This window comes from Oceanobacillus sp. FSL K6-3682, from assembly GCF_037976165.1.
Lineage (GTDB): Bacteria > Bacillota > Bacilli > Bacillales > Amphibacillaceae > Oceanobacillus > Oceanobacillus sojae.
In genome coordinates, this window is sequence record NZ_CP150263.1 from 558275 (window position 1) to 578162 (window position 19888).

Genomic DNA, 19888 nt, shown 5'->3' on the forward strand with positions numbered 1-19888 from the left:
CTCCATCTCATATAATGATATTTGAAATCCATTATATAAGAATCAGAAAAATAAATCTATTGAATATATTAAAATTTTCACTTTTTTATTGAATCCTGGATTTCTTTTGCTGTTTCTTTCAGTATCTTAATATAATAAAGTTCATCTTTTTCAAAATCTGTATCTAATCCAGCTATACTTAGAGCAGCCAGAATATTATTAGTTACCGGTTCAAAAATGGGGACGGCGATCCCAGTTGTTCCTTCGATAAGCTCTCCTCTGCTGATACTATAACCTGTCTCTATAATTTGCTGAATTGCTTTTTCCGTCTCCTCTATACCAGCTGGTGTTGCTGGTGTGAACTTTGTCCATTTTGCTTTATGGAGGATAGCGATTCGCTCGCTTTCCCCCATATAAGCTAAAAGTGTTCTTGGGCATGAAGCTGCGTAAAGAGGAGCCCTTCTGCCAATAGCAGGATATAGTTGTATAGGCCGCCAGGATGGGACTTGTTCTATGTATAAAGCATCATGCCCATCCTGGACAGCTAATTGTATATTCAGGTTCCACTCATTACGAAGCTCTTCCATTCTGCTTCTTGCATAATCCCTAATATTAAATTGGCGATGTACCATCATTCCTTTTTCAAATAAAGAGAAACCAAGACTATACCATGTTTTATGGGCAGTTTTGGTTCGTTTAATATAGTTGTAATCTTCTAATGTAGCAAGCATACGGAATACTGATGACTTTGGGATTCCGGTAGTTCTCGCCAAATCTTCAGCGGTCATCTGAAACTTTTTTTCTGAGAAGCAGTTAAGGAGCTGCAGTGCTTTTTCAATGCTGCTTAGTGATTTTTTGTCATTCATAGAGATCCCCCATTTGATTGAATTTTCTTATTTAGATAAAGTATATCATTCGTATTTATTGGAAGGGTAGAGAAAGAAGGGGATTCAAAATAAAAAAAGAAAGACATAAAAATTGTCTCCCTTCTATTAAAACCATTTCTTAAATTTAAAATAAATAATAAGTATAACACTGATAAACAGCATAACAGCAAGAACTGCAAAATAGCCAAAATCCCATTGTAATTCTGGCATATTCCGAAAGTTCATGCCATAAATTCCAGTAATTAATGTCAGAGGAAGAAAGATAACAGAAACCAGCGTTAATATTTTCATAACATTATTTAAGCGGTAGGAGTTTAAAGAATCATAGTTATCCCGAATATCTCCAGTCATTTCCTGTGCGGACTTAATGATATGCATCTGTTTAATAATATGGTCCTCAATATGGTGTATATACATTTTCTGCTTCTTTGTTTTTATGAAGGATGTTTCGTCTTTTACATGCTGAATAAGCTCCTGCATCGGTACGGTGACGCGTTTGAGTTTAATAATAAGCGAACGGATCTGGAATACATCCTCCATCAGCTTGTTATCTGTAGCATCATTAACATGCCGGTCTTCAAAAGAAAAAACTTCGTCTTCGATATGGTACACGTATTCAAAATAACTATCGACGATAAGATCTAAAATAATAAAAGCGATATCTGCGGGTGTAACAAGCTGGGAAGGGTAGCGCCTCTGAATAGCTTTTTCTATATTGCCCAGCTTTTTCAGCCTGTCCTGATGATAGGTTACAAGGATATTATCTTTCATAAAGAGATTAATAGCTTGTGCACGGTAATCTTTTGGATTTATCAGGTGTAAGACTAAGAATTGGTATTCTTGATATTCTTTAAATTTTGGACGTGAAACAGTCTTTATCGTATCTTCTATGGCCAGCGTATTAAAATGAAATTTGGAAGCAAGCAGTTCGCTTTCCTCTGAGGTTGCATTAATAAAATCGTACCATATAAAAAGCGCATCGTCTGGTACAGCATTGGTATTTTCCGTTTGCTCCCATTCTTTTGAAGCTGTTTGATAATGTATGAAGATTGGCATAGTAAGCTCCTTATTTGTGGAATGAAATAGCTCTCAGTAATTAGTAGTCTTTATTATATAACAAAAAATAATTACATTGGAAGAAGGTGAACAAATCAATTTTTAAAATGGTATGCTGAAAAAGCCCTTAATTATAATAATAAAGAAGCAGGGCTATGTTAAGTAAATTGACATTTGGAGTTGTGTTCATTAGACTTAAAACAGAAATTTCCAAATATATAAAGAGGAGTGATGTTATGTCAGTTCGCACTGATATTGTCGGAGATGTTATTAAATTTCGCCGTTTATTACATGAAAATCCAGAATTAAGTGATAAAGAATTTGAAACATCCAAAATAATACAAGAAGAGTTAGATAGATATGGAATACCTTATACAGCTGGATATGCGGGAACAGGTGTATTAGGAGTAATTGAAGGATCTCATCCGGGTAAGACAGTTGGGCTGAGAGCAGATATAGATGCTTTGCCAATTGATGAAATATCTGGAGAATCCTTCAGCTCTAAAAATCCGGGGGTTATGCATGCTTGTGGTCATGATGCTCATACAGCAATGCTTATTGGTGCGGCTCGTTCACTATTGGCCAGGAAGGACGAGATTTTTGGGAAGGTCTTATTGATTTTTCAACCTGCTGAAGAGAAGTCGCCGACCGGCGGTTCCCAAAAGATGATGGATGATGGTGTTTTTGATGTGCATGAGCCGGATGTATTAATCGCCCAGCATGTATGGCCAGGCTTGCCGGTAGGTACATTTGGCGTGATGGCTGGACCAATTATGGGTAACTCTGACCGATTTAAATTAACTATTAAAGGTTCTGGCGGACATGCCTCGATGCCACATGATACAGTTGATGCTATTATTGTGGCTAATCAGGTGATCAATGCATTGCAGACAATTACAAGCAGGAATGCAGATCCCTTTGAACCAGCTGTGGTGACAGTCGGAAAGATTACAGCGGGGACACAGCATAATGTTATAGCCGAAACAGCAGAAATTCTTGGGACGGTCAGAACACAATCTGATAAAACGAAACAAATGATTAAGCAAAGATTCATTGAGATAGTAAAAAATGTTACAGCGGCTATGGGAGCAGAAGTCGAAATTGAATACCTGGACGGTTACCCGGCCACAATAAATACCCCAGAGTGGGCTGAACAAATACGAAAGACCGTAACCGGTCTGTATGGGGAAGAAGCTGCTCCAGTACTGAATCCGAGTCTGGCAGGAGAAGATTTCAGCCGCTTCCTGCAAAAATATCCTGGTGTCTATTATTGGCTGGGGAGCTCTGTCGGTGAAGGCCAGAAGCCATTACACAACCCGGCGTTCCGCTTCAATGAAGATGCTGTAGAATACGGTGTTACGACAATGACACAAGCAGCTATCGATACACTACAGACACTCAAGGGGGATAAATAATGCATAAAGAACTGCAGGAGTTTGCTGTTGATGTACGCAGGAAGTTTCACACCTTTCCAGAGGTTGGATTTACGGAGTTTATCACTACTTATGAAATTTATCAATTATTGCAAAGTCTGTCTTTTGATTTATATATTGGAAGAGAAATATTAGAAAGCGATGAACGCTATGGAGTTCCAACAGCGGGAGAAATCGAAGCAAGTAAAGAAAGGGCAATAGCATATGGTGTTCCAGAAGCTTTTGCTGAAAAGCTTGATGGCGGTCATACAGGAGTAGTGGCAGTATTAGATACTGGAAGAAAAGGCCCGCACATTGCGATGAGATATGATATTGATGGCTTGCCTATCACTGAGTCCGATGAAAAAGGACATGTGCCATTTGATAAAGGCTTTCTCTCACAGCATCCAAAGGAAATGCATGCATGTGGACATGATGGGCATATTAGCATTGGTCTTGCTGTCGCAAAATACCTGGATGCACATAAGGATGATCTGACAGGGAAATTCACGATTATCTTTCAGCCGGCTGAGGAAGGCTTAAGAGGAGCAAACAGTATTGTTCAAAAAGGCTGGCTGGATAAGGTAGATTATTTTATGAGTGGTCATCTGGGCATTAATTCTTTACAGGCAGGCAGTATAGCAGCAACAGCTGATCAATTACTGGCAAGCACAAAATTTGATGTAACCTTCACAGGAAAATCTGCACATGCAGGTGTAGAGCCCAATGAAGGGAAAAATGCCTTAACTGCAGCGGCAACAGCATTGCTTCAATTAAATGCTATCCCCCGGCATAGAGATGGGACAACAAGAATTAATGTAGGTCGTTTATCTGGGGGCAGCGGACGGAATGTGATTGCAGATGAAGCTGTAATGCTGGTGGAAACACGGGGAGAAACGACAGAGTTAAATCAATATATGTACGATGAAGCAGTAAGAATTATTCAGGCAGCAGCTGCCATGCACGATGTCAAAGCCAGTATCCGGTTTATGGGGCAGGGATTGGGGTCTAAGTGTGACGCAGAATGGATTCAAATTGTAAAAGATGCATGTGAAAAAAATTTAGATGTAAAAGAAATTTATGATGTGCTGCCATTGAAAGCTTCTGAAGACGCGTCATATATGATTGACCATGTTCAGAAAAATGGCGGGCTTGCCACATACATGGTTTTCCCTAGTTTGTTACCGGCCGGGCATCATCATCCAAATTTTGATATAGATGAAGACGCTGTTCGGACAGCTGTATCAGTATATATTGATATCATAAATTATTTGCAGCATAAGTGAGGTGACAGTATGTCCGAAGAAAACAAAAATGGAAATAATACAGATAACGGAGAACAGCAAAGCAAAGGCCTTTTAAATGTTATTGAAAAAATAGGTAATAAGCTGCCTGAACCGTTTTTTATATTTATTTATCTAGCTGGAATTGTAATGATTTTATCGATGATTTTTCATTGGTTCGGAGCAACGGTTGAGCACCCGGGGACGGGAGAAATGCTCGAAATTAAAAGCCTGCTGTCTTTTGAGGGGTTAGAATTTATACTATCCTCTATGATAAGCAACTTTACAGGGTTTGCTCCTTTAGGGCTTGTGTTGGTAATGATGTTTGGTATCGGCCTTGCTGATAAAGTTGGATTGTTGGAAACGGCAATTAAAAGCTCGATTCTAAAGGCTCCGAAGTCTTTAATAACCTATGCAGTAGTATTTGTTGGTATTCTAGGGAACATTGCTTCTGATGCGGCATTTGTCCTTATTCCACCGTTGGCAGCAATGGTCTTCTATACCATTGGCAGGCACCCTCTTGCTGGATTGGCGGCAGGTTTTGCGGGTGCCGGCTCCGGATTCACGGCAAATATCCTTGTGACAGGTACAGATGCACTCTTATCCGGAATTACAACAGAAGCAGCAAAATCTATTGATGAAAGCTTTATTGTGACACCTGTCGATAACTACTTCTTCATGGCAGCCTCTGTTTTTATCATGACAATTGTCGGAGGATTAATAACTGATAAATTGGTGGAGCCAAGACTTGGAGAATACAAAGGAAATGTTGAGAAAGAAGTCAATGAAGTGACAGCGCTGGAATTAAGAGGCTTACGGAATGCTGTTATAGCTGCTCTGATTTATATAGCTGTTGTACTGCTTTTAATTTTCCTTCCCGGCTCCAGCCTGACAAATGAAGATGGCGGACTTATACCATCCCCGCTTTTAAGTAATATCGTGCCAATCATCCTCTTGTTATTTATTACGGTAGGTTCAGCATACGGAATAACCACCAAAAAAATTAAATCACAAAATGATGTTGTAACCTATATGGCAGAATCCATTAAAGGGATGGCAGGCTATATTGTATTAATATTTGCTGCAGCTCAATTTATTGCTTATTTCAATTGGAGTAACCTGGGAACATGGATTGCTGTAAATAGTGCAGACGCATTGATTTCTATTAATTTAACAGGGCTGCCTATTGTTATTGCATTCTCAGTGCTAATGACCTTACTGAATTTAATTATATTTTCCGGCTCTGCACAATGGGCTTTAATGGCACCAATATTTGTACCAATGTTTATGCTGCTGGATTATAATCCGGCATTTATCCAGGCGGCGTATCGTATTGCTGATTCATCAACGAGTGTTATTACACCGCTGAACCCATATATTCTGCTCGTACTTGCAGTGATGAGGAATTATCAGAAGAATACAGGTCTGGGTACACTTATTTCCATGATGCTCCCATACGCACTTTCATTCTTTGGAATATGGGTGGTTATGCTGATTATCTTTGCGCTTTTAGGAATTCCGTTTGGGCCGGGAGTCGGCGTAAACATGTAATGGTAAATTGTAAAATGAAAATATAAAAATATTAGTCGTAGGAAAACCGGTCTGCTGTCGAAGTTGTGAAGCAGACCGGGTTTTGTTTTATGCTCTTGTAAGGCAGGCAGCTTTTGCATGTTGTAATAACAAATTTTCAAAAATATAAAATCTGCATTTATATGTGATGAAATACTATATTTGAAATTTAATTTTAATATTATAAAAATATTGACATTAAATTTCAACTGTAATATACTCCATATAAATCATATGTGAAAGGGTTTACAAAACTATGAATAATGATGGTCTAATTCGAATAAGAGAAGCGATGAATCACATAAAACCGGCTGAAAAAAATGCTGCAGTTTATATATTAGAAAACCCTGAGGAGATTGTACGGTTATCGATTAAAGAGCTTTCGAACCGGAGTGGCTCAAGTCAGGCTGCAATTACACGTCTTTGCAAGAATATAGGAGTTTCCGGTTTTCAGGATTTAAAGCTGCGAATTGCTGGAGACCTGCAGACCAGTGAATTAAATATCTATAACGGTAATGAAATTATATCTGATGAAAATGTCAATTCATTGATTGAGAAAGTTTCACAAAAAAATATTGAGTCAATCAGACAGACATTAAAAATTTTAGAAATAAATAGTGTAGAGAGAGCGATTGAAGCTTTAAATAAAGCAAACAGAATTGATTTTTATGGAGCGGCAGCATCACAGGTTATTGCTCAGGATGCACAGCAGAAGTTCCTGAGAATTAATAAATACTGTACCGCATACGAGGATGCACATTTACAATTAACTTCGTCGGTGACGCTTAGAGAGAATGATGTTGCTGTCGGAATTTCTTATTCAGGAGAGACCAAGCATGTACTCTCAGCAATCAGGAATGCGAAACAAAATAATGCTGTAACAGTGGCAATTACAAGATATGGAAAAAATACGTTATCTGAATTAGTGGATATTCATCTATGTGTTTCATCCGTAGAGTCCGATCTGGTTCGAAGTGCAGCAACAGCATCAAGAATTGCACAGCTTAATATCATTGATATTTTGTTTACGGGTGTTGCTTCAAGGAATTATGATGCCACAATCCATTACCTGAATCAGACGAGAGAAGCTTTACAAAGAGAATTTCGAAATCCTAAAAAAGGGTGAAGAGAGATGTATATTTTAGGAATTGATGGCGGCGGTACAAAAACCAAAGCAAGTTTATTTCATGAGGAGAAAGGATTCATATGGGAAGAGGAGGAAGAGGCTGCAAATCCGCATAGCACCAGCTATGCGCATTCTGTGGAGGTAGTTAATCGTCTTATAAACAAAGCATATGAAGCTCATTTTTTATCTGAAAATACGGAATTATCAATCGGTCTGGGGGTTGCAGGACTGGGAAGAAAAGCAGATCAGATTAAATGGTTAAAGTACTTTCAAGAATCCTCTCTGTGTTTACATAAAATAAAAGAAATCGTAGTAGAAAATGATGGAAAAATAGCCCTTTATTCAGAAACACTTGGCAGGGATGGCATCGTATCTATTTGTGGAACAGGGGCAATCACCATTGGCGTCCATCAAGCAAAAACAGTCCGTGTCGGAGGATGGGGACATTTAGTAGGCGGTGATCCAGGCAGTGGTTATCATATAGGCTCCCAGGCTTTGATAGCTGTATTTGATGAATTAGATGGATTAGGGCCTGAAACAATGCTGACAAGTCTCATCCTAGAAGGGGAGACTATTAACAGAATGGAAGATTTGGTTCCTATTCTTTATCAGGATTTTGAGAAGCAGCGGATAGCAGCGTTCGCAAGTTATGTCTTTCAGGCAGCAAATCAAAAAGATGAAGTTGCTATAAATATTATCAGAGAGACTGCTAAGGGGATAGCCCGGCGCGGGGGGATTTTATTTCAAAAATTGTTCCAGACAGATGTAAAGAATATTCCATTTGTACTGGCCGGAGGAATTTTTCAAAATGATTTTATAGTCAAAGAAGTAACAGCTGAATTAGCTGCGATTTCATCAGTAAAGGTAATCAAAGCACAAAGGCATCCCGTTGTCGGAAGTATTGTGCTCGTTCTTAAACAGCAGGGTTATTCTGCAGAACAAATTGAAACAATGCTTACAAATACAAGTGGCCGGCAGAAAAGAGGTTTGTAAATGAATGCTTATGAACAGTATTTGGAGGAATTGATAGCGAAAGATGAAATTCCTGGAGCAGTTTATCTTATTCAGCACGGGAAGCAGAGAAAGACATTAAGCAGTGCAGGCTCATTTTTAAACAATCAGGGGGAACGTATTCCAGTTACAGCAGATACTTATTTTGATTTAGCTTCCTTAACAAAAGTCATGTGTACACTGCCTAGTATTTTATTTTTATATGAACAAGGGGAATTGCATATAGATGATACGGTGAGTAAATATCTTTCCGAATTTCCTCTGGAAGACATTACTATCCGCCATTTCCTGCAGCATATATCAGGCGTTTCTGCAGATTTAGCCTTTAAAAACCGCTATCAACAAAGAGATGTATGGAAGGAAGTTCTGAATTGCAAAGCAGTTCAACCTCCTGATACCCAAGTATTATACAGTGATATCGGCATGATTATACTGGGAAAATTAATAGAAACAATAACGAAGCAGAAGCTGAATGTATTTGCCCAAAAAGAGTTATATCAACCATGGAGCATGACAGATACGGACTTCCTGCCTGAACAGGTTGAGAAAAATAAAATTGCAGCCACTGAGAAAGTTAATGAGAAATATGTGCATGGTGAGGTTCATGATGAAAAAGCATTCCATCTGGGAGGGGTCAGCGGTTCGGCAGGTTTATTTTCAACTGTTAAGGATGTAGCAGCCTATGCAAATTACTGGCTGTATCCGGAAACACAGTCGGTTTTAAAACCCGAGACAATGGCTTTAATCAAAGAAAATGTGATTCAAAATCGGGGTCTGGGCTTTGAAGTATTATGTGACAAATCTATTGGAGCAACTTGCGGTCCAGCCTGGTCCAACGGTTCTTTTGGCCATACCGGGTTTACTGGAACAAGCCTATGGATTGATCCAAAAGAAGAAATTATTACCGTCTTGCTAACTAACATGGTCCATTACGGGAGGGAGCATCGATTACCTGAAATCAGAAGAAAGTTTCACACGCTGGTTTATGAAACATTAATCAGCCAGTAAGCTGCCAGGATATTTCAGAAGAGAAGGGATGTATGTGTATGCAGACAGAGATGAGAAATAAAGAATCGAACCGCCTACATGAAAAGTCAACTTATGAAATTTTACAGATGATGAATAAACAGGATAAAACAGTTCCTGGTGTTGTAGAGAAAGCTTTGCCGCAAATAGAGAAGGCTGTAGAAGCTATGGTAGAAGCAATTGAGAAAAAGCATAAAGTAATCTATTTAGGATCAGGAACAAGCGGCAGGCTGGGTGTTTTGGATGCATCTGAATGCCCGCCAACTTTTGGTGTAGCTCCTGATGTTATTCAAGGGATTATCGCTGGTGGAGATAAAGCACTGCGTATTGCTATCGAAAATGCAGAAGATGATGATCAGCTTGGTGAGCAGGATGTAAGGGAAGCTGCCAACCTGGGTGATGTAGTTGTAGGGATTGCATCAAGCGGGCAGACTCCTTATGTGCTAGGAGCAGTAAAGAAGGCAAAAGCATTAGGATTAAAAACAATTGGAATTTCCTGTAACGAGAATACTAGATTATCAGAGGAAGTGGATATTGCTATTGAGCTTCCTGTAGGTCCGGAAATTTTAACCGGATCAACAAGGTTAAAGGCGGGAACAGCTCAAAAACTGGTGTTGAATATGCTGTCTACAGTAACCATGGTGCGGACGGGAAAAGTATATGAAAATCTGATGATTAATTTACAAGCCAAAAACAAGAAGCTGCGAAATAGAGCTATATCTATTATTAAAGAATTGACTCAGGCAAGCGATAAAGAGGCCGGCCAGGTCTATGACAAAGCAGATGGAGATACGAAAGCAGCTATACTGATGCTGATGTTTGATGTTGATGCAAAAATAGCCCAAGAAAGATTGAAGAAGCATCAGGGGAACTTTGTTAAAGCGTTGAGTGAATGGAGCAAAGAGTAGACATACATGGGAGGATAAGCATATTGCTGCTCCGGATAATTTAGGAATTATACAAATTTTAATAATTAATAGGAGGTTTTAGTAATGAAGAAGAGTCTATTGCTTGGAATGTTTTTAATTATATGCAGCGGAATACTTGCTGCATGTGGAAACGGAGACAGCTCCGGCAGCTCGAATGAAAATGCAGTAGAACTGGAAATGTACAGCTGGAGAACAGAAGACAGGTCTGCATATGAGGAGATAATTGCTGCTTTTGAAGAAGAGAATCCGGATATTAAAATTAAATTCAATCCGTTTGATTCTACGGAATATAATACGATTTTAACCAACGCACTGGTTTCGGGAACAGGACCTGATATTGTGCAGCTGAGACCATATTCAGGTGCCCAGACAATTGCCGATAATGGATATTTAGTGGCTTTAGATGATATAGAAGGAATTGAAAACTTCGATGATTCTTATTTAGAGGCAGCACAGGGAAGTGACGGAAGTACTTATGGAATACCATTGTCTTTAAATGTAGGTGTCATTTTTTATAATCAGAATATTTTTGAAGAGTATGGTTTAGATGTTCCAGAGACATGGGAGGACTTTGTAAGCGTTAGTGAGGAATTATTGGCTAATGATATTATTCCTGTAGCTCAAGGGGGAAGAGACGCATATTTATTATCGATGCTTCACGGTGTTATTTCGCCGACAGCATACGGAGGTAACGAATTTGTAGATGAATTAACAGAAGGAAATACTGATTTAACGGACGAGCGCATGCTGGCATCCCTGGATCGAATGGAAGAAATTACAGCATTTTTGCCGGATGATTTTATTGCTTTAGATGATAATGACGCACAAGCTCTATTTTATGCGGAAGAAGCAGCGATGTATATTAATGGAGACTATCGATTAGAAACCTTTGAAAATAACATTCCAGATATTCCTGTTGGTGTTATTACTGGATTCAAGGAGGAGGATGCAGAAGAACCGCTGGCGATGGACTGGGTGGACAGCTCTTACGGAGTCGTTGAAGGGACAGAGCATGAGGAAGAGGCTCTGAAATTCATGGAATTTATGGCATCGCAGGAGTTCGGACAAACGTTCAGCGACAGCTTGAGTCGTGTTAGCGCTGTAGATGGAGTAACAGCTACACACGAAATTGTTCAGCAGGTGACAGAGGCTTCCGAAGCAAATTCTACACCTTACCTTATGCTTGTCCATTATGGAGAGGGCTCGCCGACATCAAAAACTATTTTTGAAGACGGACTGCAGGGAATGTATCTGGGAGAAATTACGAAAGAAGACCTGCTCGAACAAACACAGGAAAACGCTGAAAGAGCTGCAGAAGAGGGAGTAGAAGAGTTAGAGATGATTGAAGAAGATGAGTAAAGGTAATTGGAGAACTTTGGGTCTTCCGTTATTGAGAATAAGCAGTCAATAAATTTTCTTTAATATTTTGGCAGCGCTTCTAAAAAAGCGTCCTGCAGCGTTTATTCATCTCAGAAGAAAGAGTCGCGCTGTGATAAAACACAGAGGAGGTTTTCAATAATGAAGAAAAAGCTGTTTATTGGAATATTCTTTATCTTATTCAGCGGGATAGCTGCTGGATGCGGAAGCGAGGATAGTTCCGGTAATTCAAATGAAGATGCCGTAGAACTGGAAATGTATAGCTGGAGAACAGAGGACAGATCTGCATATGAGGAGATAATCGCTGCTTTTGAGGAAGAAAATCCAAATATTAAAATTAAATTTAATCCATTTGAAGCTACGGAATATAATACTATCTTAACCAATGCCTTAGTATCAGGAACAGGACCTGACATTGTGCAGCTCAGACCTTATACTGGTGCCCGGACAATTGCAGACAATGGATATTTAGTGGCTTTAGATGATATAGAAGGTATTGATAACTTTGACGAATCATATTTAGAAGCTGCGCAGGGAAGTGACGGAAATACCTATGGAATACCTTTGTCTTTAAATATTGGTCTGATCTATTACAATATAGATATTTTTAATGAACATGGGCTGGATCCCCCTGAAACATGGGATGATTTTATAGAAGTCAGTCAGGAATTAAAGAATAATGGCGTTACACCATTATCTGTAGGCGGGAGAGAAGCATGGCTGTTATCTATGCTGCACGGGGTTATAACTCCAACGGCATATGGAGGTAATGAATTTGTATCAGATATAACAGAGGGAGCAGCCGATTTAACAGATTCTCGAATGATGGAATCCTTAGATAGAATGGAAGAGCTTACAGAATATATAGCTGACGGCTTTATGGCTTTAGATGATGCTGATTCACAAGCATTATTTTATACAGAAGAAGCAGCAATGTATGTAAATGGAGATTTTCAATTAGAAGTATTGGAAAATAGTAACCCTGATCTTTCCATAGGCGTAATTCCCGGATTTAAGGAGGAAGGTTCAGATGATCCATTAGTCATGAATTGGGTGGATGGTTCATATGGCGTTGTAAAAGGTACAGAACATGAAGAAGAAGCCCTGCAGTTTATGGAATTTATGGCCAGCCCGGAATTCGGGCAATTATTTACTGATAATTTAAGCCGGGTTAGTGCTGTAGAGGGCGTAACTGCATCACATGATATTGTCAAACAAATTATGGAGGCTTCGGAGGCTAATTCAACTCCTTATCTTATGCTTGTTGAGTATGGTTTAGGTTCCCCATCAACAAAAGGTATTTTTGAGGACGGATTACAGGGGATGTATTTAGGGGAGGTCACAAAGGAAGAATTGCTTGAACAATCACAGGAAAATGCAGAGAGAGCTGCAGAAGAGGGAGTAGAGGAGTTAGAGATGATTGAGGAAGATGAGTAACGTAAATAGGATGTTCAAAAAGTCCAATAAAGATGACACGGCGATAAGAGGATCTTCTACTAAGAGCGCCCACGTCGTGTGGGCAACGTAGAAGCCACCACAACACGTGAGAAGTGCGTTGACTAACTTTTTCCGATGGGACTGCGATTACTCGTCCCATCGAAGAGCTTTTGCGATTACTCGCTCCACCGAGAACATTTGTGGACAATACAGAAGTCACCACATCCTGTGGAAGTCCGTTCGTAAAAAATTAGTCGCCTTGAACTTCTTAATCCTAGTTACAGGACTTTTTGAACACACACTTAAATAAAAAACGAATACACAATCAGCTTTGGTTGTGTATTCACCTTTTGGGAGGGTGGACTCCATGGCTAAAAATAAGCAGAAAAATAGATATAAAAAGCATCTTGTTCATTTATTCATACTTCCTGCTGCACTGATTTATGGTGTTTTTCAGTTATATCCATTAATTTCGGCTGCCTTGAACAGCTTTTATTCGTTTAATGGATTTGAACGGATGGATTTTATAGGGTTTCAAAATTTTATAACGTTATTTACAGAAAAACCGTACAAGGATTTTTTCCTGAATGCATTTAGTCATAACTGGATTTATTTTTTCGTTACAGTACTTACCCAACTAGTTATCTCACTTATATTAGCTTTAATTATACATAGTAAAATTAAAGGTAAAGAGTTTTTTAAAAGCATGTTCTTCTTGCCGAAGCTATTGTCTGTTATTGTCATTGGGTTTTTATTCAGCCTAATTTTAAACCCGACCAGAGGTGCGCTTAACACACTGCTGGAAGCAATCGGCCTGGAGGCATTCACAAGACCCTGGCTGGGGGATATGAGTACTGCACTCTTAAGTGTTATCTTTGTTGACAGCTGGGCGTCCATCGGATTTTCTATGCTGATATTTTTAGCTGGTCTGCAGGCGATTGATAAGGAAATTTTTGAAGCGGCAAGAATTGATGGAGCTAATTCATTTACTGTTTTATTTAGAATTACGCTTCCTATGATTGGACCGGCCCTAATGATTATGACAGTGCTGACATTTATAGGATCATTTGAAACATTCGAATATGTATTTGCTATGCAGGGATCTTCGGGAGGGCCATATTATTCAACGGATGTACTGACAACCTTCTTTTACCGTTTAGCTTTCGGAACAGTTGATGGAGGGCAGGCAATTGGACTCGGTTCAGCAGTTGCAGTCGTTCTATTTATTATTATCGGCATGGCGACAAGTATCATTTTATTTGTCTTCAAGCGGAAAGACTTCGAAAGGTAAAACAGTGAAGGAGGAGAGAAGATGAAAACTAATCCGTTATTACAAATCATAAAGTACGCCGTCTTAGCATTATTTACGTTTGTTTTTGGCTATCCGATTTTTTTAATGATTGTTTCTTCATTTAAAGAAAATGCAGAGATTTTTACAAATCCTTTAAGTTTGCCAACTTCCTTCAATTTAGATAACTATATAGAGGTTTGGGAAGTCGTCAATTTTTCCAATTATATTGTTAATAGTATCATTGTCAGTTCAGCTTCTGTATTTATTGTACTATTTGTATCGTCTTTGGCTGGATATTATCTTTCAAGATATAGATTTAAATGGAATCCTTATTTGTTAGCGTTTTTCATGATAGGGCTTATGCTTCCGATGAAGCTGGCTGTTATACCGCTTTATATGACGATGCTGAAATTAGGTTTAGTAGATACCCTATTTGCTTTAATTTTTATCTATGTTGCCGGTGGAATTCCATTCGCAGTATTTTTGTTCTATGGTTTTTTCCGTACAGTTCCAAGAGCCTTGGAGGATTCTGCGAGATTAGATGGCTGTAATGATTTTCAAGTGTATTACCGGATTGTACTGCCGATAATGAAACCTGCTATTTCAATTGTGGGTATTGTAAACCTGATTAATGTCTGGAATGACTTTTTCTATCCGTTAATATTTATTCGAACCGATTCATTATCAACTATTCCTCTGGGGATGTTAACATTATTCGGTGAGTATGATACACAATGGAATCTGCTGTTTGCGGGTTTAACTTTGTCGTCATTACCGATGATTATCGCATTTTTATTCGCCTCCAGGCAGTTTATGGATAGCTTAACGGAAGGAGCCGTGAAATAAGTGGGAACAAAATGGATTACATTTGATCTTGATGAAACAATAATGCAAAATCCCTTCGGAAAATGGGTTTTTCCGGAGATTGTGAATATGTTGAAAAAGGAAACAGATACGGAAGAGGATATTCTGGATTTGATTGTCAGCGAGCACTTACAAAGAATGAGTGAAGAGCGATTTTTAGAAGCATATGATTGGGATGATATTATAACTGGCGTAGCAGGGAATTTAGGAGCAGGTTCAGTTATAGATATAGAAAGGATGGTTATCAAGCATTCTGAGTCTCCGAAGATTTATTTGCTGGAAGATAATATGCTGGACTATCTGAAACGAATCAAAGAAAAAGGCTTCCATCTTGCAGCTGCAACAAATGGTTATTCAAAGTATCAGCTCCCGGTATTGCAGAAACTGGGTCTCGATAGAGTATTTGATGAAGTGATTACATCCGATTCGGCAGGATTTGCCAAGCCGAATCCTGCCGTTTTGAAAAAACTGTCGGATGACGGAGAAATAACAGCGCACGTTGGTGATCGAATTGACCATGATGTATTATTGGCCAATAAATTAGGAGTTTTTTCTGTTTTTATTCACAGGGCCCTGCCAGCTGAAGTTTTAGCATACCCGATTGATGAAAGGGCAACACACCCAAGTTTTATTAAAATATGTGAAGAAAAATGGCATAAAGAAAACAGATTAAGAGAGATGCCGTTTCTTGAGAATGAATGCATTCCAAAAGTGGTGGTGCAATCTGTTGAAGAACTGGCGGAGAAAATCGGCTTTATTCTTAAATAATTAATTCCTGATAAAGAAATAAAAAGATGTTTGGAACAAAAGCAAATTGTATAGATATAAGGTATGAGAGGATATTAATGTATTAAAGTGTTTAAAAATAGAATACGGATTGAATGAATAAACTGCTGTTGTCAGAGAGCAGTTTATTTCTTTTTGCTTTAAAAATAGAAAAATAATGTAATAAATAAGGAGAAATTGAGAATTTGTGCTGAAAAATGAATAATATTGTCGTTTCGAGTTAAATTTTATACTTTTCTGAATGTAATTTGTTATTATTGTTATATAGACAAATTTTAATTTTAGCAATATACTTCTAATTTTTATTAGAAATATGTTACATTTAGAATAGGAGAAATTTCATACAGAGGAGAGAGAATGTTGGATTTAGGGCAAAAACTTAAATTTTTACGAAACAAACAAAAATCCAAGCAGCAAGAGATTGTTGAAGGTATTTGTTCTGTATCCTATTACAGCAAGATTGAAAACGGCAATGTCGTTCCTAATGAAGAGATCCTACAGCTGCTGGCCCGAAGATTTGGAATAAGTGTCCAAGAATTAGTTCAAACAGATGAAGCAATGAGTGATGAAGTAGTTCAGGAAGCAGAAGAAATTTATAATTTAATTAAAGAAAACCGGAAAGCCGCAGAAGAAGCCTATCAATTGTTTTTAGAAAAATACAAGAACTCACTGGATCCCGGTATGAAATTACTGATCAGTTTAATTCAATTACGGTTTACTTTGAGATTTTCAACACAGACAGAAGCGGAAGAAAAATTCCAGGAAGTTGAAGCTTTACAGGAGTATGGTAATCTGAAAATCATGCCGTTATTTAATAGAGTTTGTGGCTTATACCATTATGTATCCGGCAATTATGACGTAGCGCTTGAGCTATATCTGGGATTGGCAAATTCGCTGAATTATCCTTATAAAGCAGATATTCATTATGAACTCTCCCTGGTTTACAACAGGAAGGGCAACATATACAAATCGATTCAGCATTTAGAAACCGCTTTAAATAAATACTTACAGGAAATGAACTATAACCAATGTACAGTTTGTTATTTTTTGTTAGGTATTAACTACTATCAAATGAAAAATTTTGATGAAGCAATCGACTATTATTACCGTATAGAGAAGGTCGTAAAAGATGATACAAACCTGCTTCGCAAAGTTTATCATAATATGGGACTTGCATTTGAAGATAAGAAGGATATCGAAAAAGCAATTGTTTACTATCAGAGAAGTCTCTCTGTCTCTAAAGATGAGCAATATAATATAAATACGATAGAGGCATTAGCCGATTTATATCTAAATATAAAGGATAAAGAAAAAGCAGCACAGTATATTTCCAAAGGAGAAACGATTGCCGATAAGTCTGATTTGAAGGAGCATGTTATTAAGTTTCAAGTGCTTCGATTACAATTGGAAGAAGAGGATATAAAAGAATATTTGGAAACTGTTGCTATTCCATTTTTTGAGAAGAGAAATGATACAGAAATTCTCATTCGATATAATGTATTACTATCAAATTATTATTCTCAAAATAAGCAGTATAAACAAGCTTATTTTAAGATAAAAAACGCTCTGGATATGAAAGGAGGGATTTGATGAAGAAATTATTAATTGCTGTATTAGTAGTTTTCTCACTTTTCAGCGTAACAATGACTGTAAGTGCAGGCGGTAGTGTTGAGTATCCTGATTCAACGCATAGTTTTAATCCTAATGATGATTTTTAAGTTCTGTTTATTGTAAATGAAGAAAAAGCTATCTGGGGCTATTAAATTAGCGTATGATAGCTTTTTTGTATTGTAAAATAAAATTTGATTCATTTTATGGAAGTAGGATAAAATAAAAATGTTTAAAGTTCATAACTAATTATAAAAGAATATGTTGTCTTTATTTATATTTCGTGGTAAAGTAATAATATTTCCGTTACAAATCGTAATTATTACGTTTTGTAACGAGTTGGTTTTCAGTGAGGTGCTTAAAATGGATAATTACTTAGATAAAAAGCTTTTGGAAAAGGTGATTAGCCGCTTCCTCTCAAAAGAGGAACGATTATTATATGGGAAAGTTATAAATATGGAAAATGTAATTTCTGAGAGAGCTTTGACACCGGAACATTTTGTTGATTTACTCCGGGCTGAAACGCCACACAAGCAAGTAGCTGTAGAATTTAACTTATCCTTACCTGAACTTTTAGAAGTATTAAAAGAGATTGAAGAGAAAATAGAGAACAGAATAGAAAAGGTAAACACAGAAACGCGTTGGATTGACTGTACAAACGCTGTTTCAGATGCTTTTGAGACAAATGAAAACAGGAAATATTTTTATACAGAAGGATTGTAAACAAAAAGAGACAGTGAAATGAGAGCTTAGAAAGAAAAATAGACATTTAGCGGCTGACAGAATAATTGATTAAGTATGTATGCCATACTAAAAAATTTTAATTATCAAATCGTAATGATTACGTTTATGGTTAGTGTGAAAAGGAAGAGAGGGATAGGCATGTATAAATGGGTAGTAATTGGTGGAGGAATTCAAGGAAGCTGCGTAGCTTCCCGTCTGCTTGAGGAGAAAAAAGCAGAGAGAAAAGATTTATTAATTATCGATTCTCATAAACAGCCGCTGGAAAGATGGAGAACAGTTACAGATAAGATTGAAATGGAATATTTACGCTCCCCTTTAGTTCATCATTTACATACCGATCCATACAGTTTAAAAAAATATTCTTCCGTAAACAATTATGCCTCGGGCTTTAAGGGGCGGTATCAGCGGCCGCGTTTAGACATGTTTAATCAGCATTGCCTAGATTTACTGGAAGAAACAGGTGTGATGGAATGTTGGCTGCAGGGAGAGGTAAATGGACTTAAATGGACAGAGCAGGGGTGGAAAGTTGGTATTAAGGATGGACGTTGTTTCTTTAGTGAGAGGGTGGTGCTCGCTATAGGTGTTAACCATACGCCGCATTATCCATCATGGGCTGAGAAGTATAGAGATAATAAAGCGCTGGAGCATATATTTGAAATGAACAGCAGGCTCCCGGATACAGGAGATGTAATTGTTATTGGCGGCGGCATGACTGCAGGACACCTTGCTTATGCACTTACTCAAAAAGAATCCATTCATTCTGTTACCATGGTGAAACGGCATCCGTTACGTATTCATCATTTTGACAGCGATCCTGGCTGGCTTGGACCTAAATATTTGAATAAGTACCATAAACTGACCAGCTATAAAGAAAGACGGAAAACTATACAAAAAGCAAGGAACAGTGGTTCTATCACCAGGGATTTATATTTAAAACTGTTGAAGCAGGAGAGATTGGGAAGACTAGATATTCATACAGGCTGTATTGAGGACATAAGAGAAGATACTGACGGGAAAATGCAGCTTTTTATGGAAAATCAAGAAAAGCTGAAGGGAAGCTCTATTATGCTGGCAACGGGTCCAGAAATCGCAATGCCAGGCAAGGAATGGCTAGATCCAATAATTAAGCAAATGGGATTGCCTTGCGCGCCATGCGGATTTCCGGTTGTTCCTAAGTCACTTGAATGGAAAAATGGACTTTTTGTAGCTGGAGCATTAGCCGAGCTGGAGATTGGGCCGGTTTCTAGAAATATTGCTGGTGCAAGAAAGGCTGCAGAGCGGATATTGCGTTATGGTTAGGAAAAAAGAATAAAAATATTAAGTCCATCCTCATTATTAGTTTATTGTATGAGGATGGTTTTTTAATGGAATTATTTTATCTTGAGTTGGAAGTTTTGATTGTGTTATATAGGGTGTATTTCAATTTATGCACTTACACAAAGTGCTAAGAAATATTCTCTATCTCTATGTCATGCGCTTTTATTTCAATCCACGCACCCACAT

Annotated in this window: 18 protein-coding genes and 1 CRISPR repeat array (1 of these 19 only partly in view); of the genes, 16 read left to right on the plus strand and 2 right to left on the minus strand. The window is 38.0% G+C overall.

Features of this window, described 5'->3' with window-relative positions; genetic code table 11:
* Positions 1-77: 77 nt before the first annotated feature.
* Both MHH51_RS02965 and corA read right to left on the minus strand, forming a co-directional pair.
* Positions 78-845, minus strand: coding sequence for an IclR family transcriptional regulator (locus MHH51_RS02965; protein WP_147209141.1), 768 nt, complete (start codon positions 843-845; stop codon positions 78-80).
* Positions 846-971: 126 nt separating this feature from the next.
* Positions 972-1922: a magnesium/cobalt transporter CorA gene (gene corA / locus MHH51_RS02970; RefSeq protein ID WP_147209143.1), complete on the minus strand. Its 951-nt coding sequence runs from the start codon at positions 1920-1922 to the stop codon at positions 972-974.
* Between the two features lie 236 nt (positions 1923-2158).
* On the opposite strand from corA, the gene MHH51_RS02975 reads away from it, so the two are divergent.
* The 16 genes from MHH51_RS02975 to MHH51_RS03050 all read left to right on the plus strand — a co-directional run bounded on the left by MHH51_RS02975 (position 2159) and on the right by MHH51_RS03050 (position 19684).
* Positions 2159-3337 (plus strand): M20 family metallopeptidase, encoded by a 1179-nt coding sequence (locus MHH51_RS02975; RefSeq protein ID WP_147209144.1) that lies wholly within the window; start codon positions 2159-2161, stop codon positions 3335-3337.
* Positions 3337-4620: an amidohydrolase gene (locus tag MHH51_RS02980; protein ID WP_339284395.1), complete on the plus strand. Its 1284-nt coding sequence runs from the start codon at positions 3337-3339 to the stop codon at positions 4618-4620. Before MHH51_RS02975 ends, MHH51_RS02980 begins: the two co-directional genes overlap by 1 nt.
* Positions 4621-4629: 9 nt before the next feature.
* Entirely contained in the window at positions 4630-6168 is a 1539-nt protein-coding gene (locus MHH51_RS02985) for an AbgT family transporter (protein WP_147209148.1), read from the plus strand.
* A 274-nt stretch (positions 6169-6442) separates the two neighbouring features.
* On the plus strand, positions 6443-7312 hold the full coding sequence (locus MHH51_RS02990; RefSeq protein ID WP_147209150.1) for a MurR/RpiR family transcriptional regulator: 870 nt from the start codon (positions 6443-6445) through the stop codon (positions 7310-7312).
* Between the two features lie 6 nt (positions 7313-7318).
* The gene (locus MHH51_RS02995) at positions 7319-8305 is read left to right on the plus strand and encodes a BadF/BadG/BcrA/BcrD ATPase family protein (protein ID WP_339284398.1); all 987 of its coding nucleotides are present in this window, start codon (positions 7319-7321) and stop codon (positions 8303-8305) included.
* Positions 8306-9331, plus strand: coding sequence for a serine hydrolase domain-containing protein (locus tag MHH51_RS03000; protein WP_339284400.1), 1026 nt, complete (start codon positions 8306-8308; stop codon positions 9329-9331).
* A gap of 38 nt (positions 9332-9369) precedes the next feature.
* Positions 9370-10257 (plus strand): N-acetylmuramic acid 6-phosphate etherase, encoded by an 888-nt coding sequence (gene murQ / locus MHH51_RS03005; RefSeq protein ID WP_246145049.1) that lies wholly within the window; start codon positions 9370-9372, stop codon positions 10255-10257.
* Between the two features lie 84 nt (positions 10258-10341).
* Positions 10342-11637, plus strand: a complete 1296-nt coding sequence (locus MHH51_RS03010; protein ID WP_339284402.1) for an ABC transporter substrate-binding protein — start codon at positions 10342-10344, stop codon at positions 11635-11637.
* A 159-nt stretch (positions 11638-11796) separates the two neighbouring features.
* Positions 11797-13092, plus strand: a complete 1296-nt coding sequence (locus tag MHH51_RS03015) for an ABC transporter substrate-binding protein (RefSeq protein ID WP_147209160.1) — start codon at positions 11797-11799, stop codon at positions 13090-13092.
* A gap of 367 nt (positions 13093-13459) precedes the next feature.
* Positions 13460-14383 carry a sugar ABC transporter permease gene (locus MHH51_RS03020; RefSeq protein WP_147209162.1) on the plus strand — a complete coding sequence of 308 codons (924 nt, stop codon included), beginning with the start codon at positions 13460-13462 and terminating at the stop codon, positions 14381-14383.
* 21 nt (positions 14384-14404) lie between these two features.
* Complete coding sequence (locus tag MHH51_RS03025) at positions 14405-15229, plus strand: carbohydrate ABC transporter permease (protein ID WP_156985839.1); 825 nt, start codon at positions 14405-14407, stop codon at positions 15227-15229.
* On the plus strand, positions 15230-16015 hold the full coding sequence (locus MHH51_RS03030) for an HAD family hydrolase (protein WP_147209167.1): 786 nt from the start codon (positions 15230-15232) through the stop codon (positions 16013-16015).
* 378 nt (positions 16016-16393) lie between these two features.
* Entirely contained in the window at positions 16394-17623 is a 1230-nt protein-coding gene (locus MHH51_RS03035; protein WP_186813558.1) for a helix-turn-helix transcriptional regulator, read from the plus strand.
* The gene (locus MHH51_RS03040) at positions 17623-17751 is read left to right on the plus strand and encodes a hypothetical protein (RefSeq protein WP_339284404.1); all 129 of its coding nucleotides are present in this window, start codon (positions 17623-17625) and stop codon (positions 17749-17751) included. Before MHH51_RS03035 ends, MHH51_RS03040 begins: the two co-directional genes overlap by 1 nt.
* Positions 17752-18004: 253 nt before the next feature.
* Positions 18005-18364, plus strand: a complete 360-nt coding sequence (locus MHH51_RS03045) for a hypothetical protein (RefSeq protein WP_147209171.1) — start codon at positions 18005-18007, stop codon at positions 18362-18364.
* A 159-nt stretch (positions 18365-18523) separates the two neighbouring features.
* Complete coding sequence (locus MHH51_RS03050; RefSeq protein WP_339284406.1) at positions 18524-19684, plus strand: FAD/NAD(P)-binding protein; 1161 nt, start codon at positions 18524-18526, stop codon at positions 19682-19684.
* Between the two features lie 117 nt (positions 19685-19801).
* Positions 19802-19888: direct repeats of the CRISPR family, unit length 32 nt; it runs 736 nt beyond the window's last position.

Excerpts from the sequence above, each read along its gene's own strand:
- MHH51_RS02965 (WP_147209141.1), bottom strand. The coding sequence starts at position 845 with ATGAATGACAAAAAATCACTAAGCAGCATTGAAAAAGCACTGCAGCTC.
- corA (WP_147209143.1), bottom strand. The coding sequence starts at position 1,922 with ATGCCAATCTTCATACATTATCAAACAGCTTCAAAAGAATGGGAGCAA.
- MHH51_RS02975 (WP_147209144.1), top strand. The coding sequence starts at position 2,159 with ATGTCAGTTCGCACTGATATTGTCGGAGATGTTATTAAATTTCGCCGT.
- MHH51_RS02980 (WP_339284395.1), top strand. The coding sequence starts at position 3,337 with ATGCATAAAGAACTGCAGGAGTTTGCTGTTGATGTACGCAGGAAGTTT.
- MHH51_RS02985 (WP_147209148.1), top strand. The coding sequence starts at position 4,630 with ATGTCCGAAGAAAACAAAAATGGAAATAATACAGATAACGGAGAACAG.
- MHH51_RS02990 (WP_147209150.1), top strand. The coding sequence starts at position 6,443 with ATGAATAATGATGGTCTAATTCGAATAAGAGAAGCGATGAATCACATA.
- MHH51_RS02995 (WP_339284398.1), top strand. The coding sequence starts at position 7,319 with ATGTATATTTTAGGAATTGATGGCGGCGGTACAAAAACCAAAGCAAGT.
- MHH51_RS03000 (WP_339284400.1), top strand. The coding sequence starts at position 8,306 with ATGAATGCTTATGAACAGTATTTGGAGGAATTGATAGCGAAAGATGAA.
- murQ (WP_246145049.1), top strand. The coding sequence starts at position 9,370 with ATGCAGACAGAGATGAGAAATAAAGAATCGAACCGCCTACATGAAAAG.
- MHH51_RS03010 (WP_339284402.1), top strand. The coding sequence starts at position 10,342 with ATGAAGAAGAGTCTATTGCTTGGAATGTTTTTAATTATATGCAGCGGA.
- MHH51_RS03015 (WP_147209160.1), top strand. The coding sequence starts at position 11,797 with ATGAAGAAAAAGCTGTTTATTGGAATATTCTTTATCTTATTCAGCGGG.
- MHH51_RS03020 (WP_147209162.1), top strand. The coding sequence starts at position 13,460 with ATGGCTAAAAATAAGCAGAAAAATAGATATAAAAAGCATCTTGTTCAT.
- MHH51_RS03025 (WP_156985839.1), top strand. The coding sequence starts at position 14,405 with ATGAAAACTAATCCGTTATTACAAATCATAAAGTACGCCGTCTTAGCA.
- MHH51_RS03040 (WP_339284404.1), top strand. The coding sequence starts at position 17,623 with ATGAAGAAATTATTAATTGCTGTATTAGTAGTTTTCTCACTTTTCAGC.
- MHH51_RS03045 (WP_147209171.1), top strand. The coding sequence starts at position 18,005 with ATGGATAATTACTTAGATAAAAAGCTTTTGGAAAAGGTGATTAGCCGC.
- MHH51_RS03050 (WP_339284406.1), top strand. The coding sequence starts at position 18,524 with ATGTATAAATGGGTAGTAATTGGTGGAGGAATTCAAGGAAGCTGCGTA.